This window comes from Rhodanobacter aciditrophus, from assembly GCF_042679525.1.
Classification (GTDB): Bacteria; Pseudomonadota; Gammaproteobacteria; order Pseudomonadales; family Marinomonadaceae; genus Marinomonas; species Marinomonas aciditrophus.
The window spans coordinates 1-19,947 of record NZ_JBHTMN010000011.1 but is presented as its reverse complement, the minus strand read 5'-3'; the positions used below and the strand labels follow the sequence as shown (position 1 = coordinate 19,947).

Sequence of the window (19,947 nt, the reverse complement as noted above, 5' to 3'; positions counted from 1 at the left end):
GTGTTTTTTTAGCATATATGCTGGTTGAGATTACTTAGCTTCTACTAATTCAATGATTCTATTAACCACCAAACCGATCTCACTATGCCGAGTAAAAATGCCTTCGATTCCTATTTTTTCTAGTGACTCAAAATCATGGTCTGGTATTACACCGCCAACAATTAATGCCGTTTTAACAGGATCAATGCAAGAAAAGACGGCCTTAGAAAAATCAAGGTGTGCTCCCGCCAAACTTGAAATCCCAACCACATCAAAATGATGATTCTGAATCATCGATTGAACCTCTGAAAACGGTGTTAACACGGGTAAATAGGTCACATCCAAACCCACCGCTTTTAAGGTGGCAACCACTTGCTTTGCACCGCGATCATGGCCGTCTAAGCCGACTTTGGTAAACAATACTTTTAGTGCTCTACCATTTTTATTCATGAACTGTTGGTATCGTGATCTCACAGTTTTAAGGTCCTCTGAGTCCAACAACTCATTAGAAATTTTTTGCTGCGGAAAAAATCGAGGATGGATTTGACATAAAGCTTCGGTGACCTCCCCAACTGTCGCACGATGCTTTATCGCCGCGACCACATAGGGCATAAGATTTTGGCCACTTAGGGCTTTTTCCTTTAGTTTTTCTAAAGATTGATTGACCAAACGATTGTTTCTAACAAGCTTCAATTTATTGATTGATAAGCGTTGAGATTCCAGTGCTTTTTCGGAATGAATCACTCGCGGAGAAACCTGAGGTTTGTCTTGTTGATCTGAAATGCTGGTCACAAATGGTTTGGATAGTTGAGCTTGCTGCATAGCCTGCTGATGAATAAAGAAGGCAATGTCTCCTTGCTCAACTTTTGCTAACACACCCTCTCCTGACTCTAAAGATATTAACGTGCTGTTCACATAGTCGATCATTTCTGACGTTAAAGTTTCCATCATGTAGGAACCACCCCATGGGTCAACAACGTCAATCAATCCTGTTTCCTGTTGTAAGATTTGTTGCGTCCCTAAGGCAAGGCTGGCGGCAAAATCAGAAGGCAATGCAATCGCCTCGTCGAAGCTATTTGTATGAAGTGACTGCGTCCCCCCCATCACCGCAGCCATGGCTTCAACCGTTGTGCGAGTCAAATTGTCGTAAGGTGATTCGGCATTCAAGGATACGCCCGAGGTTTGGCAATGCATCTTCATGCGTAGGGCTTGCTCATCAGTCACACCTAGCTCGACAAGAAGATCGTGCCACAATTTTCGGGCAGCACGTAATTTTGCTATTTCTTTGAAAAACGCCATGCCCGATGCAAAAAAGAAGCTTAAGCGACGTGCAATAGTGTTTAGGTCTAAGCCTCGTTTTTGACACGCTAATAGATAAACTTTGGCATGAGCCAACGTCAGTGCTAGTTCAAGTTCAGGTGTCGCGCCCCCCTCTTGAAAGTGATAGCCTGAAATCGACATGGTATTAAAGTTTGGTAATTTCTTTTGGCTGAACTCAACTACATCTATGCTCATCTCAAGCGAAGGTTTAGGTGCATGAATAAACGTATTTCGAACGGCAAATTCTTTCAAAATATCATTTTGGATCGTGCCACGTAATGAGCTAGACGCATAACCAGCTTCCTCCGCTGCAACGATGTAACACGCTAAAATCGGCATGATAGCGCCATTCATCGTCATCGAAACACTGACTGAAGACAGATCAATTCCATCAAATAAGCGCTTCATATCCTCAACTGAGTCAATGGCCACCCCAGTTTTCCCGACGTCGTATTGTGCCCTTTCATCGGTAGAATCCAATCCAAGGTGTGTAGGTAGATCAAATGCGACTGATAGGCCTGTTTGTCCGTTTTCTAATTGCTTCTTAAAAAATTCATTGGTGGCATCCGCTGAGCTGAATCCGGCATATTGCCTCATTGTCCAAGGTTTTTGTTGGTACATGGTTCGATAGGGACCACGAACAAATGGGGCTTGGCCAGCTTCACTGCTTTGCCACGATTTAGCCAAATTTGGCAGGCTTTTGTAGATTCCTTTTGCGCGTACAGAAGACACTAGACTGCCTCCGACAAAGCTTGTTGACGCCACAAAATACCATCATGTACTACGAACTCTTTTTCCGTGTGTATATCCCCTATTACTTGTCCGTCTGAGCTTCGAAACATGCGTAAATGAGTCGTCATAAAACTGTCGCTGATCTCTCGCGCTACACACTGCACACACACGACATCGTCGATATTGACGTTACCGTAGTAATAAATAGAACGCTTAATCGTGCTCAACAATTTGGTTGCGGGAGTAAAGTAACGCTCTGCCCGATCAGCAATGCTTTGAAACGCTGCAAAGTACAGAAAGTCAGCGCCATTAAAGTCCGTGTAGGGGCAAGGTAAATAGCGATACTCTCCAAGACTGGAGTGACTGAGCGATCTTTGAGTTTTGTGTTCCGATAAAAGAACCTGAGCCTGTAGATCCTTTGATACTGCCAAACCTTTCATATCTGCTCGTACAACACTCTGATTGTTGCCGGCCATCTCTCGATAAACAAATGTAGAAATCATCTCGACACGAGCAATCACTAGGTTACCTTTCATCACCAAATGGCGAGACATGCTGCGCGTTGAGGAGATACGAATGAGCGAAGTGATGATGTCGATTTCATCATTTTCATTTACTTGATTAAGTTTGCCATTTTCAATGTTCAAACAAACAAATGCGGCATACACTTTACGTCCATGTTCGTCTTTAAATTCAGGCTTTACACACCCCAGAGCGCTCGCCAACGCCAGCCAATGTTCATGTCCGCATTCCTTTAGTAACCATTGCTCACTCAAGCCCACTGCTGACAATTGAGGCATTCCAATTAAGTAGTGAGACACCTGTTTTATATTCACTTCATTCATAAAAAAACCTCTCGAACGCAATGGATTTGAGTGAAACAAGACGTGCGACGCCTGTTACGCTACTTCAGTCGTAGTCGTCGAAACGACATTTTGTTGAATGGTATCCGCGAGATAGGCTGAGTCTTCAGCAATGCCTGAGAAGCGACCTGATCCCCAAGTGTTCAACCACGGAAGGCCAATAAAGTAGATACCTGGTGCTTGTGTTACGCCACGATAGTGAACTGGTGTACCTCGTCCATTGAAGACTGGAGCATCCAACCAAGTAAAATCCGGACGGAAGCCGATACACCAGACGATAGACGTGATACCTGACCCTGCTAGGTCTAAAGTATCTCGCTCTTCTTCTGGCTCCCAGACAGGTTTATAATGTGACTCTTCAGGCGCATCGATCCCTTGCTCGACAATGTATTTGTCAATCCGAGTATTGATGTTGTTGTACACAGAGTCAGCAAACGCGAGGTTTTCCTTCAGATCTGGACGAAATGTAAGACAAGCGCCATCGTAATTTTCAAGCACACCAAACAACTCCATGCCTTCGGTGGCGAATTTGCGCAAATCAATGTCGCGACCGCCATCACGCCCAGTAACGTAATGGTTGGTGTTATCTCGTACTCCTTCTCTGAGAGGATGCTTGTCGACAGTCATTTTGTAATAGTCCATGTCGTCTAACCATTCAACGACATCTTTACCACGGTACTTACGCGCAACACGTGGCGCATTACCAACGGCCAAAAAGACTTTCTTGCCTTCTAGATGAAGATCTTCAGCGATTTGAGCGCCAGACTGTCCTGAGCCGACCACCAATACTGCCCCTTCAGGGAGCTGAGCTGCATTTTTATATTGGTTAGAGTGTATTTGCAGAATCGACTCTGGAAGGCGTTCCGCCATACGAGGAATAATGGGTTGATGATATCCGCCACTCGCAACCACGACTTGGTCACAGCTCAATTCGCCTTTGCTCGTTAGCACGTGATAGCCCCCTGCTTCACGCTTCCAAATACGCTCTACCGCCACATTTTCTAACACCGGAGCATCCACTTTTGCAGCAAATCGCTCTAAGTAATCAATAGTTTCATTGCGATTCATGAATCCTTTTGGATCATTGCCGTCATAAGGGTGATCAGGCAATGTACATTGCCAATTTGGCGTCACCAGTGTGAAAGAGTCCCAACGCTGCGTTTTCCAGCTGTTTAAAATCTGGCGTTTCTCAAGCACCAAATGCTCGATGCCTTTTTTCTTTAAACGGTAACTAACAGACAGCCCGGCTTGCCCTCCGCCAACAATCACCACTGGATAGTGCTTTTTAAACATTTCAACTGACATAATTTTTCTCCTAAGAGGGTTCACATTGTTATTTGATGGAATAAACGACAATCACGCTGTTAGGATCGTCATATCGTTTGCACTGCATTTGAATGGTACTGAGCTGATCCATTGCACTTGAGCATGCATAGCCATATTTTTGGCGAACACGCTCACTGGCCTCATTCAACGCCTGATCGCACACAGACAAAAATTCTGGCACCGTGTATTCGTGCTCAATTTGGAAATAATTTTTGATCACGCTAGAAGGCGAATAACAAGACTCTTGTTTGCCATCGGGCCAACGAACGTTAAAGGTAGTTACGGGCATAATCTGGCTCCTCAGACGAAGAAGTAGTGTGAGTGCTTGGCATCATGAATGGCTTTTTGTGAAAGTCCCAAAACACATCGTTCTCCTGTTGATGCGTTACAGTAATGCGAGCAGAGTTATTTAACTGACCAATACAAGCCGCATGAATGTTGCGCTGTTGGAATATCGCCAGTACTTGAGGCGCGACATCCGCCTCACACGTAATGAGATAGCCAAAACTCGGAAAACTACGTAACCAATCTAGCCAAGAGACATGCGCCGGCTTAGGGATTCGATCCAGATCTATCTCAACACCACAACGTGAACAGTCCATAAACATTGCAGCAGTACCAAGAAGTCCGGCCTGAGAAATGTCCTTAGCTCCGCTCACACCCGGCATAGACGCGACTTTAGGAAGCAAAGCAATATCTTGCTGCAGCTGACCTGAGGGCGCGGACGTTGCGGCATTCCAATTTAAAAAAGGCTCTCGGTATTCGCCTCTTAAATCTATTGCGCAGAGCAACACATGATTCGGTTTTGCATCAAAGCTCGATAAAACATGCGTGGCATGACCGATGATCGAAACCGACAACTGATTGAGTGGCGAATCTTGACAGGTATGGCCGCCGACAATTGGAACCCCAAAGGCCTGAGATGCAGCGTTCATTCCACGTGCCATTTGCATCAAAGCATCGTCGTCTTGACACCAAATGCTGTTGGTCACTGCGACAGGAACGCCTCCCATCGCAGCGATATCACTGCAATTCACCATGACACCACACCAGCCAGCAAACCAAGGATCATTAGCAACGAACTCAGGGATAAAACCTTCCATTGCAAACAGATTAAACCCGTCACCGTTTGGAATGACGGCGGTATCATCGCCATTTTGAATACTGCTATCAGAGCAGGCTTGCATATTAAGCAACACTCTCTGTAAGCGCTTTTTTGACTGAAATCCTGAATAAGATTTCACATCTTCTAACAATGTTTTTAACGCCATGATTTGCCCTCTTCTAGGTCTGATCTATGAAGGGATACGTCTTCTACTCCCTCGATGACAGTTAGATCAAAGGGAGATTTATGGCGTCGCCCTTCTACCCAAAAGCCTTGAGAAGGGGTGAACAAAGCTGGGTAGAAAGGTAACTCTGCACGCATTTTCACATGCTCTGTTCCCTGAATTTCAAGGCGGCCTGTCGTCGTCCAATGCAATCGCTTAAACAGCGTTTCATTTTGTGCTTGCACCGTGGCGTGAAATTCATCACACCCCAAGGTGTTAGCACTGCTTACTGCCAGCCGAATTAAGCCAGCACCAAGAACGCCTTGACGACGATAAGCATGTTCAACAGCCAAACGAGATCCCCACCAAACTCGTGGTGATGACTCATGAATACGCACAGTGCCCACCACTTTTTCAGGCATGCCTGCAACCTGCTGAATAGCTACTAAAACCTGTGCTGAGACATCAATTTCATCTGTATCATGGTCTTCAAACAGGCCTTGCTCTTGGCAGAATACATCTCGACGAATACGGCGAGCCTGTTCGATTTCCCAATCATTTTGCGCCCACTTGATCTGGAAATGGTCGTGATTAAAGGTGTTCCACATTGGCAGCCTCCTTTTCGTAGCGAGAGAGTGAGCTGCAAGCACCACATTTGACGCAGCCCGCTTCAGATTTATCGGAGGTAATACCGGCCGTGACTAACTCTTCAGCTAAAGGTTTTAAAACACTTTCCATAAAGGCTTTAGAAGGCGCAGGATGATCCTCTAAGGGCGTGCCGCGAATCGGAACAAAAGGCACCACAAAAGGGTAAACGCCTATTTGCACTAACTTTTTAGATGTTTCGACTATGGCCTCTGCAGTGTCACCCAGTCCCGCCAGAATATAAGTACTCACCTGCCCTCGACCGAACACCGCTACCGCAGCTTCAAAAGCGGCAAAGTACTCGTCTAATGAAACATCTGCTTTTCCTGGTGTAACCTGCTCTCTGACGGCAGGCGTGACTACCTCTAAATGCATTCCTAAGGCATCAATGCCCGCATCTTTCATTTTTTGAAACCAAGCATGATCTTTCGGCGGCTCACATTGGCCTTGGATAGGGACATCAACGACCGCTCTAATGGCCTTTGCGCTATCACACATCACACGAGCACCACGGTCAGGTGTCGCGGGTGTACCAGTCGTCATAACGATATGCTTGATGCCATCCATCTCTACAGCTGCTTTAGCGACTTCAGCGAGTTGCTCTGGTGTTTTGTGGGCGATCGTTCGGCCAGCACTTAGCGACTGACCTATGGAGCAAAATTTACAAGCCTTACGGCGACTCTCGTAACGAATACAGGTCTGTAAGACTGTCGTTGCCAAGACATCAGAACTGTGGAGCGTAGCAATTTGCTCATAAGGAATACCGTCTTCCGTTTGCAAGCCATAAAAATTGGGCGTCTTGGTATACGTCACATCCGTCAGAGGAATCGCGTCACCGTTAGTCTCTAATTGAGTAATTTTCCCATTATCCAAAACATACGGAGACTCCCATGCCGATTGGGTGTACACCGGAACCATCACTGTCGTCCCGTCAATAGTGAGCGCTTGATGATCTGATGGCCCAGCTCCGCCTCTTCTACTTACATGAGTTTGATCACGATTCACCAACCTCAGCCCTTTTGTCTGAAGGTCTGTAATCAGGCTAGATTTCACTGTTTGTGATGATTTCATGGTTTGACTCCCCGGTGACCTCTATAGAAGATTCAACAATGGGTGTTTGAAACATTGGTGTTGTGTACTGGCTTGGGGCATTTTGAATCCGTAAACTTAAAAGTTCAGGGCGAGCGTAATGCCCAACGGAATCCATCATGCGCTTGCGCTTGTCGATTAACCCCATGTCTAAATCTGCGACGATGTAGCCTTCCCCTTCGGTCATAGGCGGCACAAGATGCTTACCTTCAGGCGTAATAATGGCTGTGTTGCAACCATCTCGAAGAGCTTTTTGCATTTCAGGGTCGTCCGTTAAACTTTGGATTTGAATGTCTGTTAACCAACCTGTTGCATTGATCACAAAGCAACCCGACTCCAAGGCATGATGGCGAATGGTCACGTCCATCTGCTCACCAAAGATTGGCCCAACCAGAGACCCAGGGAACTGTGCACAGTGGATTTGCTCGTGTTGGGTCATAAGAGAATATCTGGCAAGAGGGTTATAATGCTCCCAACACGCAAGCGCCCCGACTCGACCAACATTGGTTTCTACAACTTTTAATCCAGCTGCATCACCTTGCCCCCAGATCATGCGCTCATGATAAGTCGGTGTGATTTTTCTGCGTTTCAGAACCAATTCACCGGTGGCGTCAAAAATAAGCTGAGTGTTATACAAGCTGCCGTGATCTCGTTCGTTTACCCCCATCACAATAACCATGCTGTGTTGCTTCGCTTTTCGGCTTAGCGCGTCAGTGGTGGCACTAGGAACTTCGACTGCTTGTTCATAAAGTTTTAAATGAGGTTTACCTTGCTTAACCGGTGGCAAAATAAACGAAAAGTACGGGTAGTAAGGCATAAAGGTTTCAGGAAAAACGATCAGCTCAACCCCATCTTTCGCGGCTTCATCAATGACTGCTAAGACTTTTTCAAGCGTACCGCTCAAACTCTCTAAATCAGGAGAGATTTGAACGGCAGCAGCGCGAACGGTCTGTTTTGATTGCATCGCTGCTGCCTCCTGCTTATACAGTCCAGGTATCGATGATCAACGCATCATCACGTTTGTGAATTAGCTTAAGATCAAGAACATCCAAAGGATTGATAGGACGGATGCCTTCAATCAAAGAGCGCTCTCCGTGGCCGTATAAAGCTTGTAGAGCAAAACGACACGCGTACACTTTGCCTCCTTCTGCCATGAACTTCTTCAATTGATTGTTGAAGTTCATGTGCCCTGGAAATGCTTCATCACCAAGAGTTGGAAAGCCACGCTGAACCCCAAGATTGACGCCTGGGCCGTATAGTAGAATCGAAGTCTCATAACCTTTGCGCAACAAGCGGGTCGCTTGAAGCATATTTACAAAGCCAATAGAGCCTTCGAACGCTACAGTGTGAAATGTCACTAGAGCTTTCTCACCTGCTTCAGCTTTGACGTCTTCAAATACTTTTTCTTCGTAATCAACAAAAAAATCACCGTCTTTATTTAGAGGGAATTCGACTGTAGGCATTGAGTGTTCTCCTTAATTAATTTTGGTTAGAAATCGATACTGCTCAATTTCACAAAATATATTGCACACCTAATGCCAATGATTGCATTTACAAAAGCAATCAATTTGCGATAAATGCTTTTTCCACTCTTTCTAAGAGGTGAATTTTTTTTTAAAATAATGAAAATTTCGTTAAAAATGGCATTTATTGATAATTTATGAATGCACCATTTGATTGCATATATGAAATAATAGTCACTCTTTGAGTGCATTTTGGAAGCTTGTCCCAATGTACAAAGCACAGATAGAGCGCTGGAAAAAAGCCGTAGAAGAGAAAGGTAAATACCCCACTTATAAACTCTTAGCAGACTTGATTGAGCAAGATATAGAGACGGGGAAGCTACAGCCACAAGACAAAATCCCTCCCATGAGAGATCTAGCTGAGATAGTTGGGATCAATTATTCCACAGCATCAAGAGCCTACGCAGAGGCTCGAAAACGCGGTTTAATTGAATCTATAACTGGTGCAGGCACCTTTGCCAAAGGCAAAGTTCCAGCAATAAAACCCAGTTTAGCTCCCTACGAACTAACCATGAACATGGTCATAGAGCCGGCCATACCGACACTAGTAGATGAGATAAAAGACGTTGCCATTAGCACCATCAGTCAAGGTAGCCTATACAAAATGTTGCGCTATCAGGAACATGGAGGAAGCACATTAACTAAAGAATTGGTTAAGCAGCACTTACTGCGTAAAGCTGATCACATCTCCCTTTCTCAACTTGTTATCTCTCAAGGTGTCCATCAAATATTAAGTGCACTTGTTACGCAGCTATGTGACGAACAGCAAGTTATCTGTGTAGATTCACTGACTTATCCAGGCATCAAATCTATAGCAGCACAATTGGGCAAACGACTACACGCACTTGAAAGAGATCATGACGGCCCACTGGTATCCTCATTTGAGGACGCTTGCAAAACACATCAAGTTGCGGCTTTGTACCTAAACCCAACCATGCACAACCCTACCTGTACGTCTATCTCACGAAGCCGTCGAGAGGCATTAGTTGATGTAGCACTGCGCTACAGCATCAACATTATCGAAGACGATGTTTACGAACCACTGGCGGAAAATCCTGCTCCGTCCTTTGCGCAATTGGCTCCTGAGCTCACTTACTACGTATCCAGCTTGTCTAAATGCTTTGGCCCGGGAGTTCGCTTTGGCTTTGTGGCATGTCCTACCAGACGAGCCGCAGAGCATACAAATGGCGCACTACGCTCTCTTAATGTCATGTCAGTACCGATTATGGAGATGATTGTGTCCAATTGGCTTAGAGAAGGCACTGTAGATCGTATGATCCAATCAATACGAAGAGAAGCCAATGCTCGGCAGCAAATCATTTATGATCAGCTTCATGGTATCGCGCTCAATATGGAAGAAAACGCCTTTCATTTCTGGCTCAAATTTCCGAAGACTGTCAGCTGGCACCCAACAGAACTTGCAATAGAACTTCGCTCAAAAGGAATAAGTTCTGTAGCAAGCGTCGCTTTTGCTACAGATAATCACCCACCTCATGCAATGAGAGTATGCTTTGGCGGCCCCTTTAATCGCAGCGATGTTACAGAGCAAATGCAGCGACTCAAGGAAACCTTATTTGAACCTCCACACCTAAATCAAACTCGCTACTAATTCGGTAACGAACGAAGCCATCTTGCTTGTTGAGCAATGGCTTTGTTTGCTTGCTTATCGCCAACAAATAGTGGGTAAGCATGAACGGCTTCCCTCTCTTCGTGGTATAAACATGTTACTCCTGCCCCATCTATTTCCCTTTTTAAGGCCCGGGTTGCAGGCAAAAAAACTTCTCTTGAGCCAGATAAGATAAAGAATTCCACACCGAGCATCTTTAAATTTGACCAACTCATAACTGGCGCGGTGTGATCAAGCTGGCTACTCATCCAATTCAACCAACGCACATCTAGAACTAGATCTTTAAAATTAGATGCGTCCTCATAGTTTGGCCAATCTTGTCTATTTGTCCACGGAGACATAAGTAGTACTCCACGAGGGGCAAAAACCAAGCCCGTATTTTTTGAAAGCTTGCCCAAGAGTGAGAGAACCAAACTTCCTCCCGAACTATCGCCTGCAATAGACCAATTTCCATACAGATCGCCTGATTGATACATAGTCGTTAAAACACTTAAGCATTGCTTCGTCATCATGTCATAAGAGCAAGTTGTTGGAAATTTTGTATAGTGCAGCACAGCGGCAGCTTTATTTGTCGATAAAACCAATTCTGAAATCCAACGCCATTGAGATCCCATAACTCCTGCAACAAAACCTCCACCATGGAAATACACCAGCACACCTTCTTCTGCCGCCTTTTCACGATTAAGCCAAGTGCATTGAACCTCTCCATAGTATGAATTATGGATAGTAATACTTTGATACCTATCAGAATTAGATAACACCTCTACAGCCTGTAGATCTGTATTACGACTTAACTCTTCAAGGGAGGTCAGGCTCACAGGCTTGCCAAGATGAATTCCTTCTAAAATAATTTGCCCTAATTTTGCAATAGGACTGCGTTGCAGTCGTGCCTTCATTTCAGGTGAACAGGACACCATACGCTCCTTTTTCTAAAGACATCTGATCTAATAGTCGATACAGTTTAGACAAAACCACAAAAAGACTTTGAAAAACAGGAACAGAATTCCTGCCATATTCATTATGAAGAAATTTCGGTACCTAGCACTTGAAGAACAACTTAGGCACAAAATTAAATCTCAACGTTTCAAAGAGGGAGAAAAAATCCCCTCTGTTCGTGCCTTGTGCCAACACAATGAACTGTCCAAGGCAACTGTCCTACACGCCTTACAACGGCTCGAAGCCGAAGGTCTGATTTATGCTGTCCCCAAATCAGGCTACTTTGTTTCCCAAACATTAGTACAGCGTAATCTGCCAACAAAAGTCACCACACCGAGCACACCAACACAAGTGAATGTCCCAGAGCTGTTTCGAGACATCATGTCTCGAAGTGCAGCGTTCGACATACTGCCTAAAGAAGGGGCACCGCATGTAACCAGTCACCAGAAAACACTCAACAGAATGATTAATCGGGCCGCACGAGCCCGCCCAGAGCAAAAATCAAACTACTACGATGAACCCAAAGGTCAGCTGCCTTTAAGAGAAGCCATCGCTGAGCTTTATCGACAGCGGGATACAGAAATTCTCCCCGAATCCCTTTGTATTACGGCAGGTTGCCAGCACGCCCTATTTCTATCAATTATGGCAACCTGTAAAACAGGTGACACCGTAGCAGTCGAATCTCCCGCATTTTACGGTGTATTACAGCAAATTGAGCACCTAGGGTTGGAAGTTATTGAAATCTCATCCGATCCTTCAACCGGCTTGGATCTCGATGAATTAGAGAATAAAACCAAAAACTGGCCAATCAAAGCCTGCATCGTAACGCCAAATTTCAGCACCCCCACAGGCTCAAAAATGCCACCAAGCGCTATGCAAAGACTGATATCGTTAGCGCAGGATAAGGATTTTTTTATCATCGAAGACGATATCTATGGGGAACTGAACTTTGATAATGAACCCTGTTTACCGATTAAAGCTTTCGACAACTGTGGTCGAGTAATTCTCTGCGGCTCGTTCTCCAAATGCCTTTCTCGAGAATTACGAATCGGATGGGTAAGCACAGACCGCTTACAAGACAAAATAGTACAGCTCAAATTGATTACGCAACTCGCAAGCCCACAAGCAGCTCAAGGAGGCTTAAGCGAATTTATCCTCAGTGGAAATTTCAAACGCCACACAAATCAACAGCGGCAACGATTAAAAACACAACGGGACGAGCTACTACGGGAAATAGAAAAGCATTGGGGAAAAAACTGTCGATTTAGCTACCCTAATGGTGGATTAAGCTGTTGGATCGAGCTTCCTCAGCACATCGACACACAGAGAAGTTATCGACAATTACTCACAAAAGGCATTGTGCTAACGCCTGGGCCGCTGTTTTCCGCTAATGGGTTATACAAAAATCATATGCGTCTGAGCTTTTCTCACCCGTTAACGGAGCACCGCCGAGCGGCACTCCATGTACTTTTTAACACCTTACTTAACCAAGTTGTGTAGAGCTTTTTGCCCTTTCCAACGAGGTTTTAAAAGCCCAAATACTGTACGAAGCAATCGCAATAACCAAAACCAGTACCATCCATAGGGTGTGCTCTAAGTTTGCGCCTGTCGCCATTTCATAAATACTCACATCAGGCAAAACTAACGTTGGCCAAAGGCTGGTGATGTACGTGAAAAAAGCTGTCCCTAACATAATTAAAGTGATCGCAAACGGCCATCTCTGCCATTCAGAAAAGCGTATAACAAAGTACACCCACACAAATGCCATAATCCCTAGTGTTGGCACAAATCCCATGTAGAAAAAGTTTGGCAATCCAAGCCAACGCTCTCTTTGTTCCTCATTTAAAAACGGCGTAATCAAAGTCAAAGTGGTCATTGCATAACCAAACCAGACCAACAGATGATGGGCATATCGGCGCATAGTGCTATACAAAGCGCCTTTTGTCGTAACCAATAACCAAGTCGCACCAAGCAAGGCATAGGTAAGCATCAATGTCACGCCAGTCAAAATACTAAACCAAGTAAACCAGCTCCAAAAACCACCGGTAAACTGGCCACCTTGCACACTAACACCGTCTACAAGCGCCCCTAAAATAGTGCCTTGCAGAAAGGCTACCAAAGCGGAGCTAATACAAATAACCACATCCCAAAATCTTGAATTGTTAGCCCTTAGTTTAAACGCTATACCACGCACAACAAGCCCACAGAAAACGCCAATCAAAGGGACGCTAAACGCAGCAATCAGTATTGATAACGTGGGAGGGAAAGCGATAACCAAACAAACAGCTACTAATAAAAGCCAAGCTTCACTGCCATCCCAAACGCATGAAGTCGAGCGCACCATGGTTTCTCGATCCTGCGTGTTTCTTACCGCCAAAAAGAGCATGCCAACGCCCAAATCAAAGCCATCTGACACAACATACATAGATAAGCCAAAAATAATGGCTAACGCCCATACAATGACTAAGTTAATCTCCATCCGTTCTCCCCGCTTAACTGACAACATCAAAACCATTCATATTTGGTTTAAATATTAAGAGGAAGTTAGAGAGCGACACAGGCACAAAGATGAGAAAAATCAATAGGGACAGATGGGGTTTGCCCCTATGAATCGCCCTATCATAGCTAGGCACCTTTTTTAACTAGATTTTAATGTCAATGGGTGTCTAGTAAAGTCTGGGAAGTCCATACAGAGCAATTTTCAATGGTACTTTAGCCCCTTTTAATCGCCTAAAAGTAAGCTCAGAAGCACACAAGACAACCGATTTCAGCTTAAATGACCACAAGAGTCACTTTGTCCCAAATGGAATTAAAATGTTAACTTTTCTGATTCAATAATTCCTAGCAATACAAAATGCTAAACGCGAACTGCCCGCCAGCAAAGATTGCATGAGCAACGACTAAATATACATATGTAGCTGTCTTATTGGGCAGTAACCGACCAAAGAACCCTGCTCCTAGTCCAGGCATTAAAATCCCCAAACCTGCAATAGTACTCAACACCACGCCAACAAAAATCACAGGAGCCAATGCAGGGTTACTAATGAATTCAACACCATAAATAATCAAAATAAGTGCAGCATAGACAACACCAATAATGTAATGAAAGCTCCAACCAAGACTCTTCTCGGTTAATGTAATTTTAGAATCATCAGTGGTATCTGCGACAAATCTTCCAGCTGCTATCCCCTTCAGCCAACGGCCCACTACGCCCCAGTTTGTGGGTGGAATCCCTAACACTTTTTTGACCAGAAGTACCCATAGATCTAAGACTAGAGTTGAGCCAACCCCAACAAAAAGACAAAAAAATACAACCTGTTCCATAACGCTCCTTACTTCTTCAGCCCCTGAGAAAAGACCAATGAATGATCTTTAAATATTTGCGCGTTAATTATGGATCAATTAATCTATAAGTTCTACTCTTGATTGAAAAAGAGATTCATTGGCACCTAATCGTGGCTGTCATACAAAATATCGACAAATATTGGAGAAATAATATGAGCGTACAACTAGAGTCAACTTGGACCGGTGGTAAAAGTGGTAAGGGAGAAATTCAAAGCGATAATTTACAAGCGACCATCACCATTCCAGCCATCTATGGTGGCCAAGGCTCACACTCTAATCCTAAGGAGCTGTATGTCGCATCCACTGCTGCTTGCTTCATATCTACACTTACGGCGATGATTGAAGGTAAAAAATTAGCCATTGACGCTCTACGAGTCATTACTCATGCAGAAGTGGACGACGATAATTTTTCGATCACACACACAGCTGAAGTGAAGCTCTCTGAAGGGGTAACCGATCAGTTAATTGAGAAAGCTAAAGGGATAGTTTCTAAAGCAGATGAGATCTGTACAGTTGGAAATATGGCTAGAAAAGCTGGCGTACAAATCAGCGCGATTGCAAAGATTTCTTAAATTGAACGTTGCTACCCTCTAGAAAATGAGGGTAGCAAAAACTAAAGTCTATGCCTGTTTCCAGCTCAGCAACAGGCAATCCGCTGCCTTTAAAAGCGCATCTGAACTGGCTCCGTCTTTGGCTTGAATGGCAATCCCCTTCACAAAACTATCGAGCATCAAAGTGTAGGTTTCAATATCAGTTGCTACAGGCAACTCACCCTGCTCTACACCGCGCTTAACGCAACCCAAAATAGCATCTCTGGTTTGCTTTCTGACTGTAAAAGCTAGCTCCTCAACTTCTTTATTGTCTTCGCTACAGTGAATACCTGACAGTACTGCCATACACCCAAGGGGCGAAGTACTCGAAGTTTGTATCTGAATCGTATGCTTGAGCATGTCACTCATGGCCTCTCTTGGGGACTTCGATAAATCCACCAAGTACGACGTCACTTCACCACATGTTTCTGAGTACCGTTTTAAACATTCCTCATACAGTGACTTTTTTGAGCCAAATGCTGCATAGAAGCTTGCTGATGACAAATTGAGCAAGTCTCTAAGTTCAGACAATGACGTGCTTTCGAACCCTCTCTCCCAAAATGCATTCATTGCTGCATCGATTGCTTTATCTCGGTCAAACTCTCTTGGACGACCTGTTCTCGCCATAAATCCCCCTCCTAAATCATAATTTATAGATTAGTCATTCCATAATAAATTGACAAGCATACAAAGAGCCTTTAACTTATGGATCAATCAATCCATAAAAGAGAATTTTATTATGCCAATTGCCCTCTACGCACTTGCTGCGGCGTCTTTTGCCATAGGTATGGCCGAATTTGTCGTAGTCGGTATCTTGCCTGCTATCGCTAGCGACATGGGAGTAGACATCCCTACAGCAGGACAACTCGTCTCCCTATACGCACTAGGCGTTGCTCTAGCCGCCCCTCTATTAACGGCTGCTACTGGAAAATTCGAGCGCCGCAATCTTTCACTCATTTTGATGATCGCATTTGTGGCTGCCAATTTAATTGCTTGGCTAGCCAGCAGTTATTCAATGCTATTAGTCGGTAGGGTTCTAGCCGGGATGGTTCAGGGTGTTTTTTACTCCATGGCAACCGTGCTCGCTGCCAACCTAGTGAGTAAAGAAAAATCTGGGCAAGCAATTGCCCTAGTATTCATGGGGCTGACCGTGGCATTGGTATCTGGCGTGCCCATGGGAACCTTCATCTCTGACTTATTTGGTTGGAGAGCGACGTTTCTATTTATCAGCATTCTAGGTTTGATGTCAGCCATTGCCCAATGGATGTTTCTGCCTAAAAAAATCGAACGACCTGCTCCTGCAAAACTGCATCAACAACTAAGCGTGATCCTAGTACCGCGCATGATGTTGGTGTTTGTTATTACTTTGTTGAGTTACGGCGGGGCGTTTATCGCGTTCACTTACCTTTCTGAAATTCTTCAAAAAGTTACTGGCTTTTCGGTCTCGACCGTCAGTGCTGTGCTCATTCTATATGGGGTAGCAGTGACATTGGGCAACATCTATTGTGCCAAGTACGCAGGAACCAAAGGCCCAATCAAAGCGATGGTGGTTATGTTCGCCATCCTGACTGTTGTGTTGGCACTGATTGAGCCAGTGGCAAGCAACCCATTTTTAATGGTGCCACTGATCATGGTATGGGGTGCGATGGCGTTCGGGAGTATTCCTGTTCTGCAACTTTACGTTGTTCAACAAGCTGAAAAACATGCACCGCGCTCTATTGATGCAGCATCAGGCATGAATATCTCGGCTTTTAACGCGGGTATAGCCTTAGGCGCATGGTTAGGAGGGATAGTCGTCGCAAACTATGGCTTGCTTGCTACAGGTGGCGCCGCAGCTATCGTCGTAGCATTCAGCATATTACTTGTCGTACTCAGCGGATATCTCGATAAGAAAGACCGCCAACCTAAACACACTGTCGCGAGCTCTTTATAAGAGCTCTCACTACATCGCATTTCGAGGTCATTATGTCTGTTAACCCAATAACCCTAGAAAATTTCAATACCATTGTAATCGATGAGCCAGGAATCAAACTATTGCGCTTCTGGGCATCCTGGTGCCAGCCATGTGTAATCATGGGCCCAATGTACAAAAACGCCGCAAAGGAGCTAAAAAACAAAGCTCTATTTAGCGAAGTGGACGTCGTCTCTCAGCCAGAGCTCGCGAACATGCATCACATTCGCTCAATACCAACCATCGTTGTTTATAAAGACAACGAAGTCATTGATCGAGTGTCAGGGATATTGAATGAGAAAGGGCTGGCAACACTCGTAAATAGATATGCTAGATCTTAGATAGATCAACTCTTTATCTGTATAAAAAACCATCATCTAAACTAAGGGCGATTAGGTTCGTATACAGAGCTGAATCGCCTTTCTTTAACTGCCCCTTGCCAACTGAATCGACCCGCTTTAACTAGACAGCTTTTTACCCAAATCGTCAAAACCTTCTTCAACCTCTTTTGCACCACTTCTGTCTCTTTTGCACCAGTTCTGTGCAAAACCAAAAGTTAACACTCCAATTCCATTTTTGGCGGCATTTTGCGAGAAAAACGCTGAAAGCCCCAGTGCATCTAGCATTGGGGCGTTTTGAAGAAAATTCGGGCTAAAAAGTTAACAGTTTAATTCCAACAGAACCGGAGAAAGTTAACAGTACAATTAGAAAGTTAACACTTTAATTCCAAGGATCCACTCATGGATCGTTGGAATTGTACTGTTAACTATTTGACGCTGTAGGCCGCATGGTTGTGTCCGCAATTTTGGACAAAATTGGAATTGATCTGTTAACTTTTGCTCCAAAAGCCCATTTTGATCAAAAAACATACTAAAAGGCATAAAATGCAATTAAACCGTTAACTTTTTGATGCCAAAACGCACCAATATAGAGCATTTTTCAGTCGGGTTTTAACTACTTTTCATCCCCAAAAAGTAAGCTAAGAAGCAAACTCAAAAAACATACTAAAAACCATGAAATGAAATTAAAGCATTAACTTTTAACATAGATTCTGCAGCATAAAAGTGCAGAGAGCGACATCAAAGAGAATTTACCGTAACCTGGGCACTAACTCATCAATCTGAATTAGAGCATGCCTCATACTGTAGACTTTCCACCCTAACTTTGCTGCAGCAACAGCATCAGCTTTATCTACAGCAACCCCAACTTTTCTTAGCGGCCAAGCCAATTCCAGTTTAGCAACAACTCTTCCTCGTTCGTCTTGAAGCTCTTCACCTACTTCTGGAAAATGAACTTGATAACGCTCTAGCAGGTCAATCACACCGTGCATACCAGGATCTGCTAGTTCATATACACTTTTCCAGCTCTCTTTGGTGGTTATACCTTGTTCTTGCCTTAAGTGATTGATTTGTTGTGTTTGCTCATGGCTAACGAACATATGATTATGATTTGGCTGCTTACGATGACAATCACAACACAAAGATCTTAAGTTATCTTCGCGGTTATCTGACTTAACTCCATTAACGTGATGGACATGTAAAAGGCTCTTATTAAAGTTAAGATCCAGTCCACATTGCTGGCATTGATAGTTGTACTTTTCACGTATATTTCTAGAGATTTGATCCCAATCTTTGGTGTAACCGCTGGTAAGTTTTTCTGCTAAGCCTGATGGCATAAATTTGAAGAACGAGCTGTAGGTATCAAAGAAATCTGCGAGGCTAAACTGGTCAACAAACTCTCTTCTAGCACTTCCCTTCGATAAAGAGGCAAACTTCTTATAATTAATGTTTTCTAAACAATCTTGGCAAACATTAAGATTAGCCTCTCCCTCTATCTGCTCATTAGTACGCTTATCATGACCTGAAATCTTGAAAATACCGTCAACCTTGTTGGTTACAACGTAGCGATCAAATCGTCCGTTCCTACGCATCTTTTCCAAGGTTTTGCAATCTGCAATATGAAACTTATTACCTTTAGCGCCTTCTTGAAGAGCGCTGTGGAATTTGTTCCCATAACTATGATCTTTTATATAAAGTAAAACTTGTCGTCCCTGATAACTTGCCAAACCTGTAACAAAGTCAATATCTTCAAAATTAACTTCAATACCTTCGTCTAACTGCTTATCAATTGGTTCTATAGGGATAATTTCGTCATCAAGTTGTATTTCAACTGTTTCCGCCCCCATTGTGACAACGGCTTGCTCTAAAAGGGAAAAATCTACATCTAGTTTCATCTACAGACCTTCAACAATTCTACGAATTTGGATGTCTGCATTAGTGATAACCCTGAAAGAAACACGACGTGACCGTTCTTTATCTTCCGTCCCATCTCCATTAAGTCGGAGTTTTGATGATGCTAACCCCACCGCTGCGAAAGAAGACTTAATCCAAGATTGTTGCTCTTGTGATAGACTCGGTAAGAAATATGAGTAATTGAGTACCGAGCGCGTTCGGTTTTGCGAGAGCTGCATATTAAAGAAATACGCATCATCTTGGTTAGTTTCAGCTCCCCACTCAGAAGAGGTATGACCTTCGATACGAATTTCTCCTATACTTTCTTTATAACTCTCGAGAACAGATAAATATCGAGGAATAAAGCCTTTAAGAATCGCCTCGAATTCTGGCTTTAGTGAGCTTTCACCTGGAGAAAATAGCACTTCAGGTGAGTTAAATTGAAAAGATAATGTTGAATCGCCACTAGTTAGCTAGACACCTTTTAGTTAGATAAAATGATCTAATTGAGAGGTATTTATG

21 protein-coding genes are annotated in these 19,947 nt (G+C 44.0%); 5 read left to right on the top strand and 16 right to left on the bottom strand.

Annotated features, from left to right (window positions below):
* Positions 1–30: 30 nt before the first annotated feature.
* The 9 genes from ACFQ45_RS09140 to ACFQ45_RS09100 are packed head-to-tail and all read right to left on the bottom strand — an operon-like array spanning position 31 to position 8,685.
* A complete protein-coding gene (locus tag ACFQ45_RS09140) occupies positions 31–2,031 on the bottom strand; it encodes a methylmalonyl-CoA mutase family protein (protein WP_377366893.1) in 2,001 nt (666 codons plus the stop codon).
* Positions 2,031–2,876 (bottom strand): Pnap_2097 family protein, encoded by an 846-nt coding sequence (locus ACFQ45_RS09135; RefSeq protein ID WP_377366891.1) that lies wholly within the window; start codon positions 2,874–2,876, stop codon positions 2,031–2,033. Before ACFQ45_RS09135 ends, ACFQ45_RS09140 begins: the two co-directional genes overlap by 1 nt.
* A gap of 54 nt (positions 2,877–2,930) precedes the next feature.
* Positions 2,931–4,199, bottom strand: a complete 1,269-nt coding sequence (locus tag ACFQ45_RS09130; protein ID WP_377366889.1) for an MSMEG_0569 family flavin-dependent oxidoreductase — start codon at positions 4,197–4,199, stop codon at positions 2,931–2,933.
* 28 nt (positions 4,200–4,227) lie between these two features.
* Positions 4,228–4,509, bottom strand: coding sequence for an MSMEG_0570 family nitrogen starvation response protein (locus ACFQ45_RS09125; protein WP_377366888.1), 282 nt, complete (start codon positions 4,507–4,509; stop codon positions 4,228–4,230).
* Complete coding sequence (locus ACFQ45_RS09120) at positions 4,490–5,491, bottom strand: sll0787 family AIR synthase-like protein (RefSeq protein ID WP_377366886.1); 1,002 nt, start codon at positions 5,489–5,491, stop codon at positions 4,490–4,492. Before ACFQ45_RS09120 ends, ACFQ45_RS09125 begins: the two co-directional genes overlap by 20 nt.
* On the bottom strand, positions 5,482–6,096 hold the full coding sequence (locus tag ACFQ45_RS09115; protein ID WP_377366884.1) for an MSMEG_0567/Sll0786 family nitrogen starvation N-acetyltransferase: 615 nt from the start codon (positions 6,094–6,096) through the stop codon (positions 5,482–5,484). The genes ACFQ45_RS09120 and ACFQ45_RS09115 overlap by 10 nt, the downstream gene beginning before the upstream one ends.
* Positions 6,080–7,204, bottom strand: coding sequence for an MSMEG_0568 family radical SAM protein (locus ACFQ45_RS09110; protein ID WP_377366882.1), 1,125 nt, complete (start codon positions 7,202–7,204; stop codon positions 6,080–6,082). Before ACFQ45_RS09110 ends, ACFQ45_RS09115 begins: the two co-directional genes overlap by 17 nt.
* A complete protein-coding gene (locus ACFQ45_RS09105) occupies positions 7,176–8,186 on the bottom strand; it encodes a Nit6803 family nitrilase (protein WP_377366880.1) in 1,011 nt (336 codons plus the stop codon). Before ACFQ45_RS09105 ends, ACFQ45_RS09110 begins: the two co-directional genes overlap by 29 nt.
* A 16-nt stretch (positions 8,187–8,202) precedes the next feature.
* On the bottom strand, positions 8,203–8,685 hold the full coding sequence (locus tag ACFQ45_RS09100; protein WP_377366878.1) for an MSMEG_0572/Sll0783 family nitrogen starvation response protein: 483 nt from the start codon (positions 8,683–8,685) through the stop codon (positions 8,203–8,205).
* A gap of 268 nt (positions 8,686–8,953) precedes the next feature.
* Between ACFQ45_RS09100 and ACFQ45_RS09095 the strand changes: the two genes are divergently transcribed.
* A complete protein-coding gene (locus ACFQ45_RS09095; protein ID WP_377366876.1) occupies positions 8,954–10,354 on the top strand; it encodes an aminotransferase-like domain-containing protein in 1,401 nt (466 codons plus the stop codon).
* Here ACFQ45_RS09095 and ACFQ45_RS09090 read toward each other — a convergent pair.
* On the bottom strand, positions 10,351–11,268 hold the full coding sequence (locus ACFQ45_RS09090; protein WP_377366874.1) for an alpha/beta hydrolase: 918 nt from the start codon (positions 11,266–11,268) through the stop codon (positions 10,351–10,353). The two genes, ACFQ45_RS09095 and ACFQ45_RS09090, sit on opposite strands and share 4 nt — an antisense overlap.
* A gap of 124 nt (positions 11,269–11,392) precedes the next feature.
* Here ACFQ45_RS09090 and ACFQ45_RS09085 point away from each other — a divergent pair, with 124 nt between their 5' ends.
* On the top strand, positions 11,393–12,808 hold the full coding sequence (locus tag ACFQ45_RS09085; RefSeq protein WP_377366872.1) for an aminotransferase-like domain-containing protein: 1,416 nt from the start codon (positions 11,393–11,395) through the stop codon (positions 12,806–12,808).
* Here the strand turns inward: ACFQ45_RS09085 and ACFQ45_RS09080 are convergent.
* Together ACFQ45_RS09080 and ACFQ45_RS09075 are read right to left on the bottom strand one after the other, a co-directional pair.
* A complete protein-coding gene (locus ACFQ45_RS09080; RefSeq protein WP_377366870.1) occupies positions 12,792–13,787 on the bottom strand; it encodes a cytochrome d ubiquinol oxidase subunit II in 996 nt (331 codons plus the stop codon). The two genes, ACFQ45_RS09085 and ACFQ45_RS09080, sit on opposite strands and share 17 nt — an antisense overlap.
* Positions 13,788–14,149: 362 nt before the next feature.
* Complete coding sequence (locus ACFQ45_RS09075; RefSeq protein ID WP_377366868.1) at positions 14,150–14,632, bottom strand: DUF2938 family protein; 483 nt, start codon at positions 14,630–14,632, stop codon at positions 14,150–14,152.
* Positions 14,633–14,805: 173 nt separating this feature from the next.
* Between ACFQ45_RS09075 and ACFQ45_RS09070 the strand changes: the two genes are divergently transcribed.
* Positions 14,806–15,225 (top strand): OsmC family protein, encoded by a 420-nt coding sequence (locus ACFQ45_RS09070; RefSeq protein ID WP_377366866.1) that lies wholly within the window; start codon positions 14,806–14,808, stop codon positions 15,223–15,225.
* Positions 15,226–15,273: 48 nt separating this feature from the next.
* Here the strand turns inward: ACFQ45_RS09070 and ACFQ45_RS09065 are convergent, their stop codons facing one another.
* Entirely contained in the window at positions 15,274–15,870 is a 597-nt protein-coding gene (locus ACFQ45_RS09065) for a TetR/AcrR family transcriptional regulator (RefSeq protein ID WP_377366864.1), read from the bottom strand.
* 112 nt (positions 15,871–15,982) lie between these two features.
* Between ACFQ45_RS09065 and ACFQ45_RS09060 the strand changes: the two genes are divergently transcribed.
* Together ACFQ45_RS09060 and ACFQ45_RS09055 are read left to right on the top strand one after the other, a co-directional pair.
* Complete coding sequence (locus ACFQ45_RS09060) at positions 15,983–17,176, top strand: MFS transporter (protein ID WP_377366862.1); 1,194 nt, start codon at positions 15,983–15,985, stop codon at positions 17,174–17,176.
* A 32-nt stretch (positions 17,177–17,208) separates the two neighbouring features.
* A complete protein-coding gene (locus ACFQ45_RS09055) occupies positions 17,209–17,535 on the top strand; it encodes a thioredoxin family protein (RefSeq protein WP_377366860.1) in 327 nt (108 codons plus the stop codon).
* Between the two features lie 117 nt (positions 17,536–17,652).
* Here the strand turns inward: ACFQ45_RS09055 and ACFQ45_RS09050 are convergent, their stop codons facing one another.
* From ACFQ45_RS09050 to ACFQ45_RS09040, 3 genes are all read right to left on the bottom strand, one after another.
* Positions 17,653–17,820 (bottom strand): hypothetical protein, encoded by a 168-nt coding sequence (locus ACFQ45_RS09050; RefSeq protein WP_377366858.1) that lies wholly within the window; start codon positions 17,818–17,820, stop codon positions 17,653–17,655.
* Between the two features lie 464 nt (positions 17,821–18,284).
* Positions 18,285–19,427: an HNH endonuclease gene (locus ACFQ45_RS09045; protein WP_377366856.1), complete on the bottom strand. Its 1,143-nt coding sequence runs from the start codon at positions 19,425–19,427 to the stop codon at positions 18,285–18,287.
* On the bottom strand, positions 19,428–19,850 hold the full coding sequence (locus ACFQ45_RS09040) for an OmpA family protein (protein ID WP_377366854.1): 423 nt from the start codon (positions 19,848–19,850) through the stop codon (positions 19,428–19,430). It lies immediately after the preceding gene.
* Between the last annotated feature and the right edge of the window lie 97 nt (positions 19,851–19,947).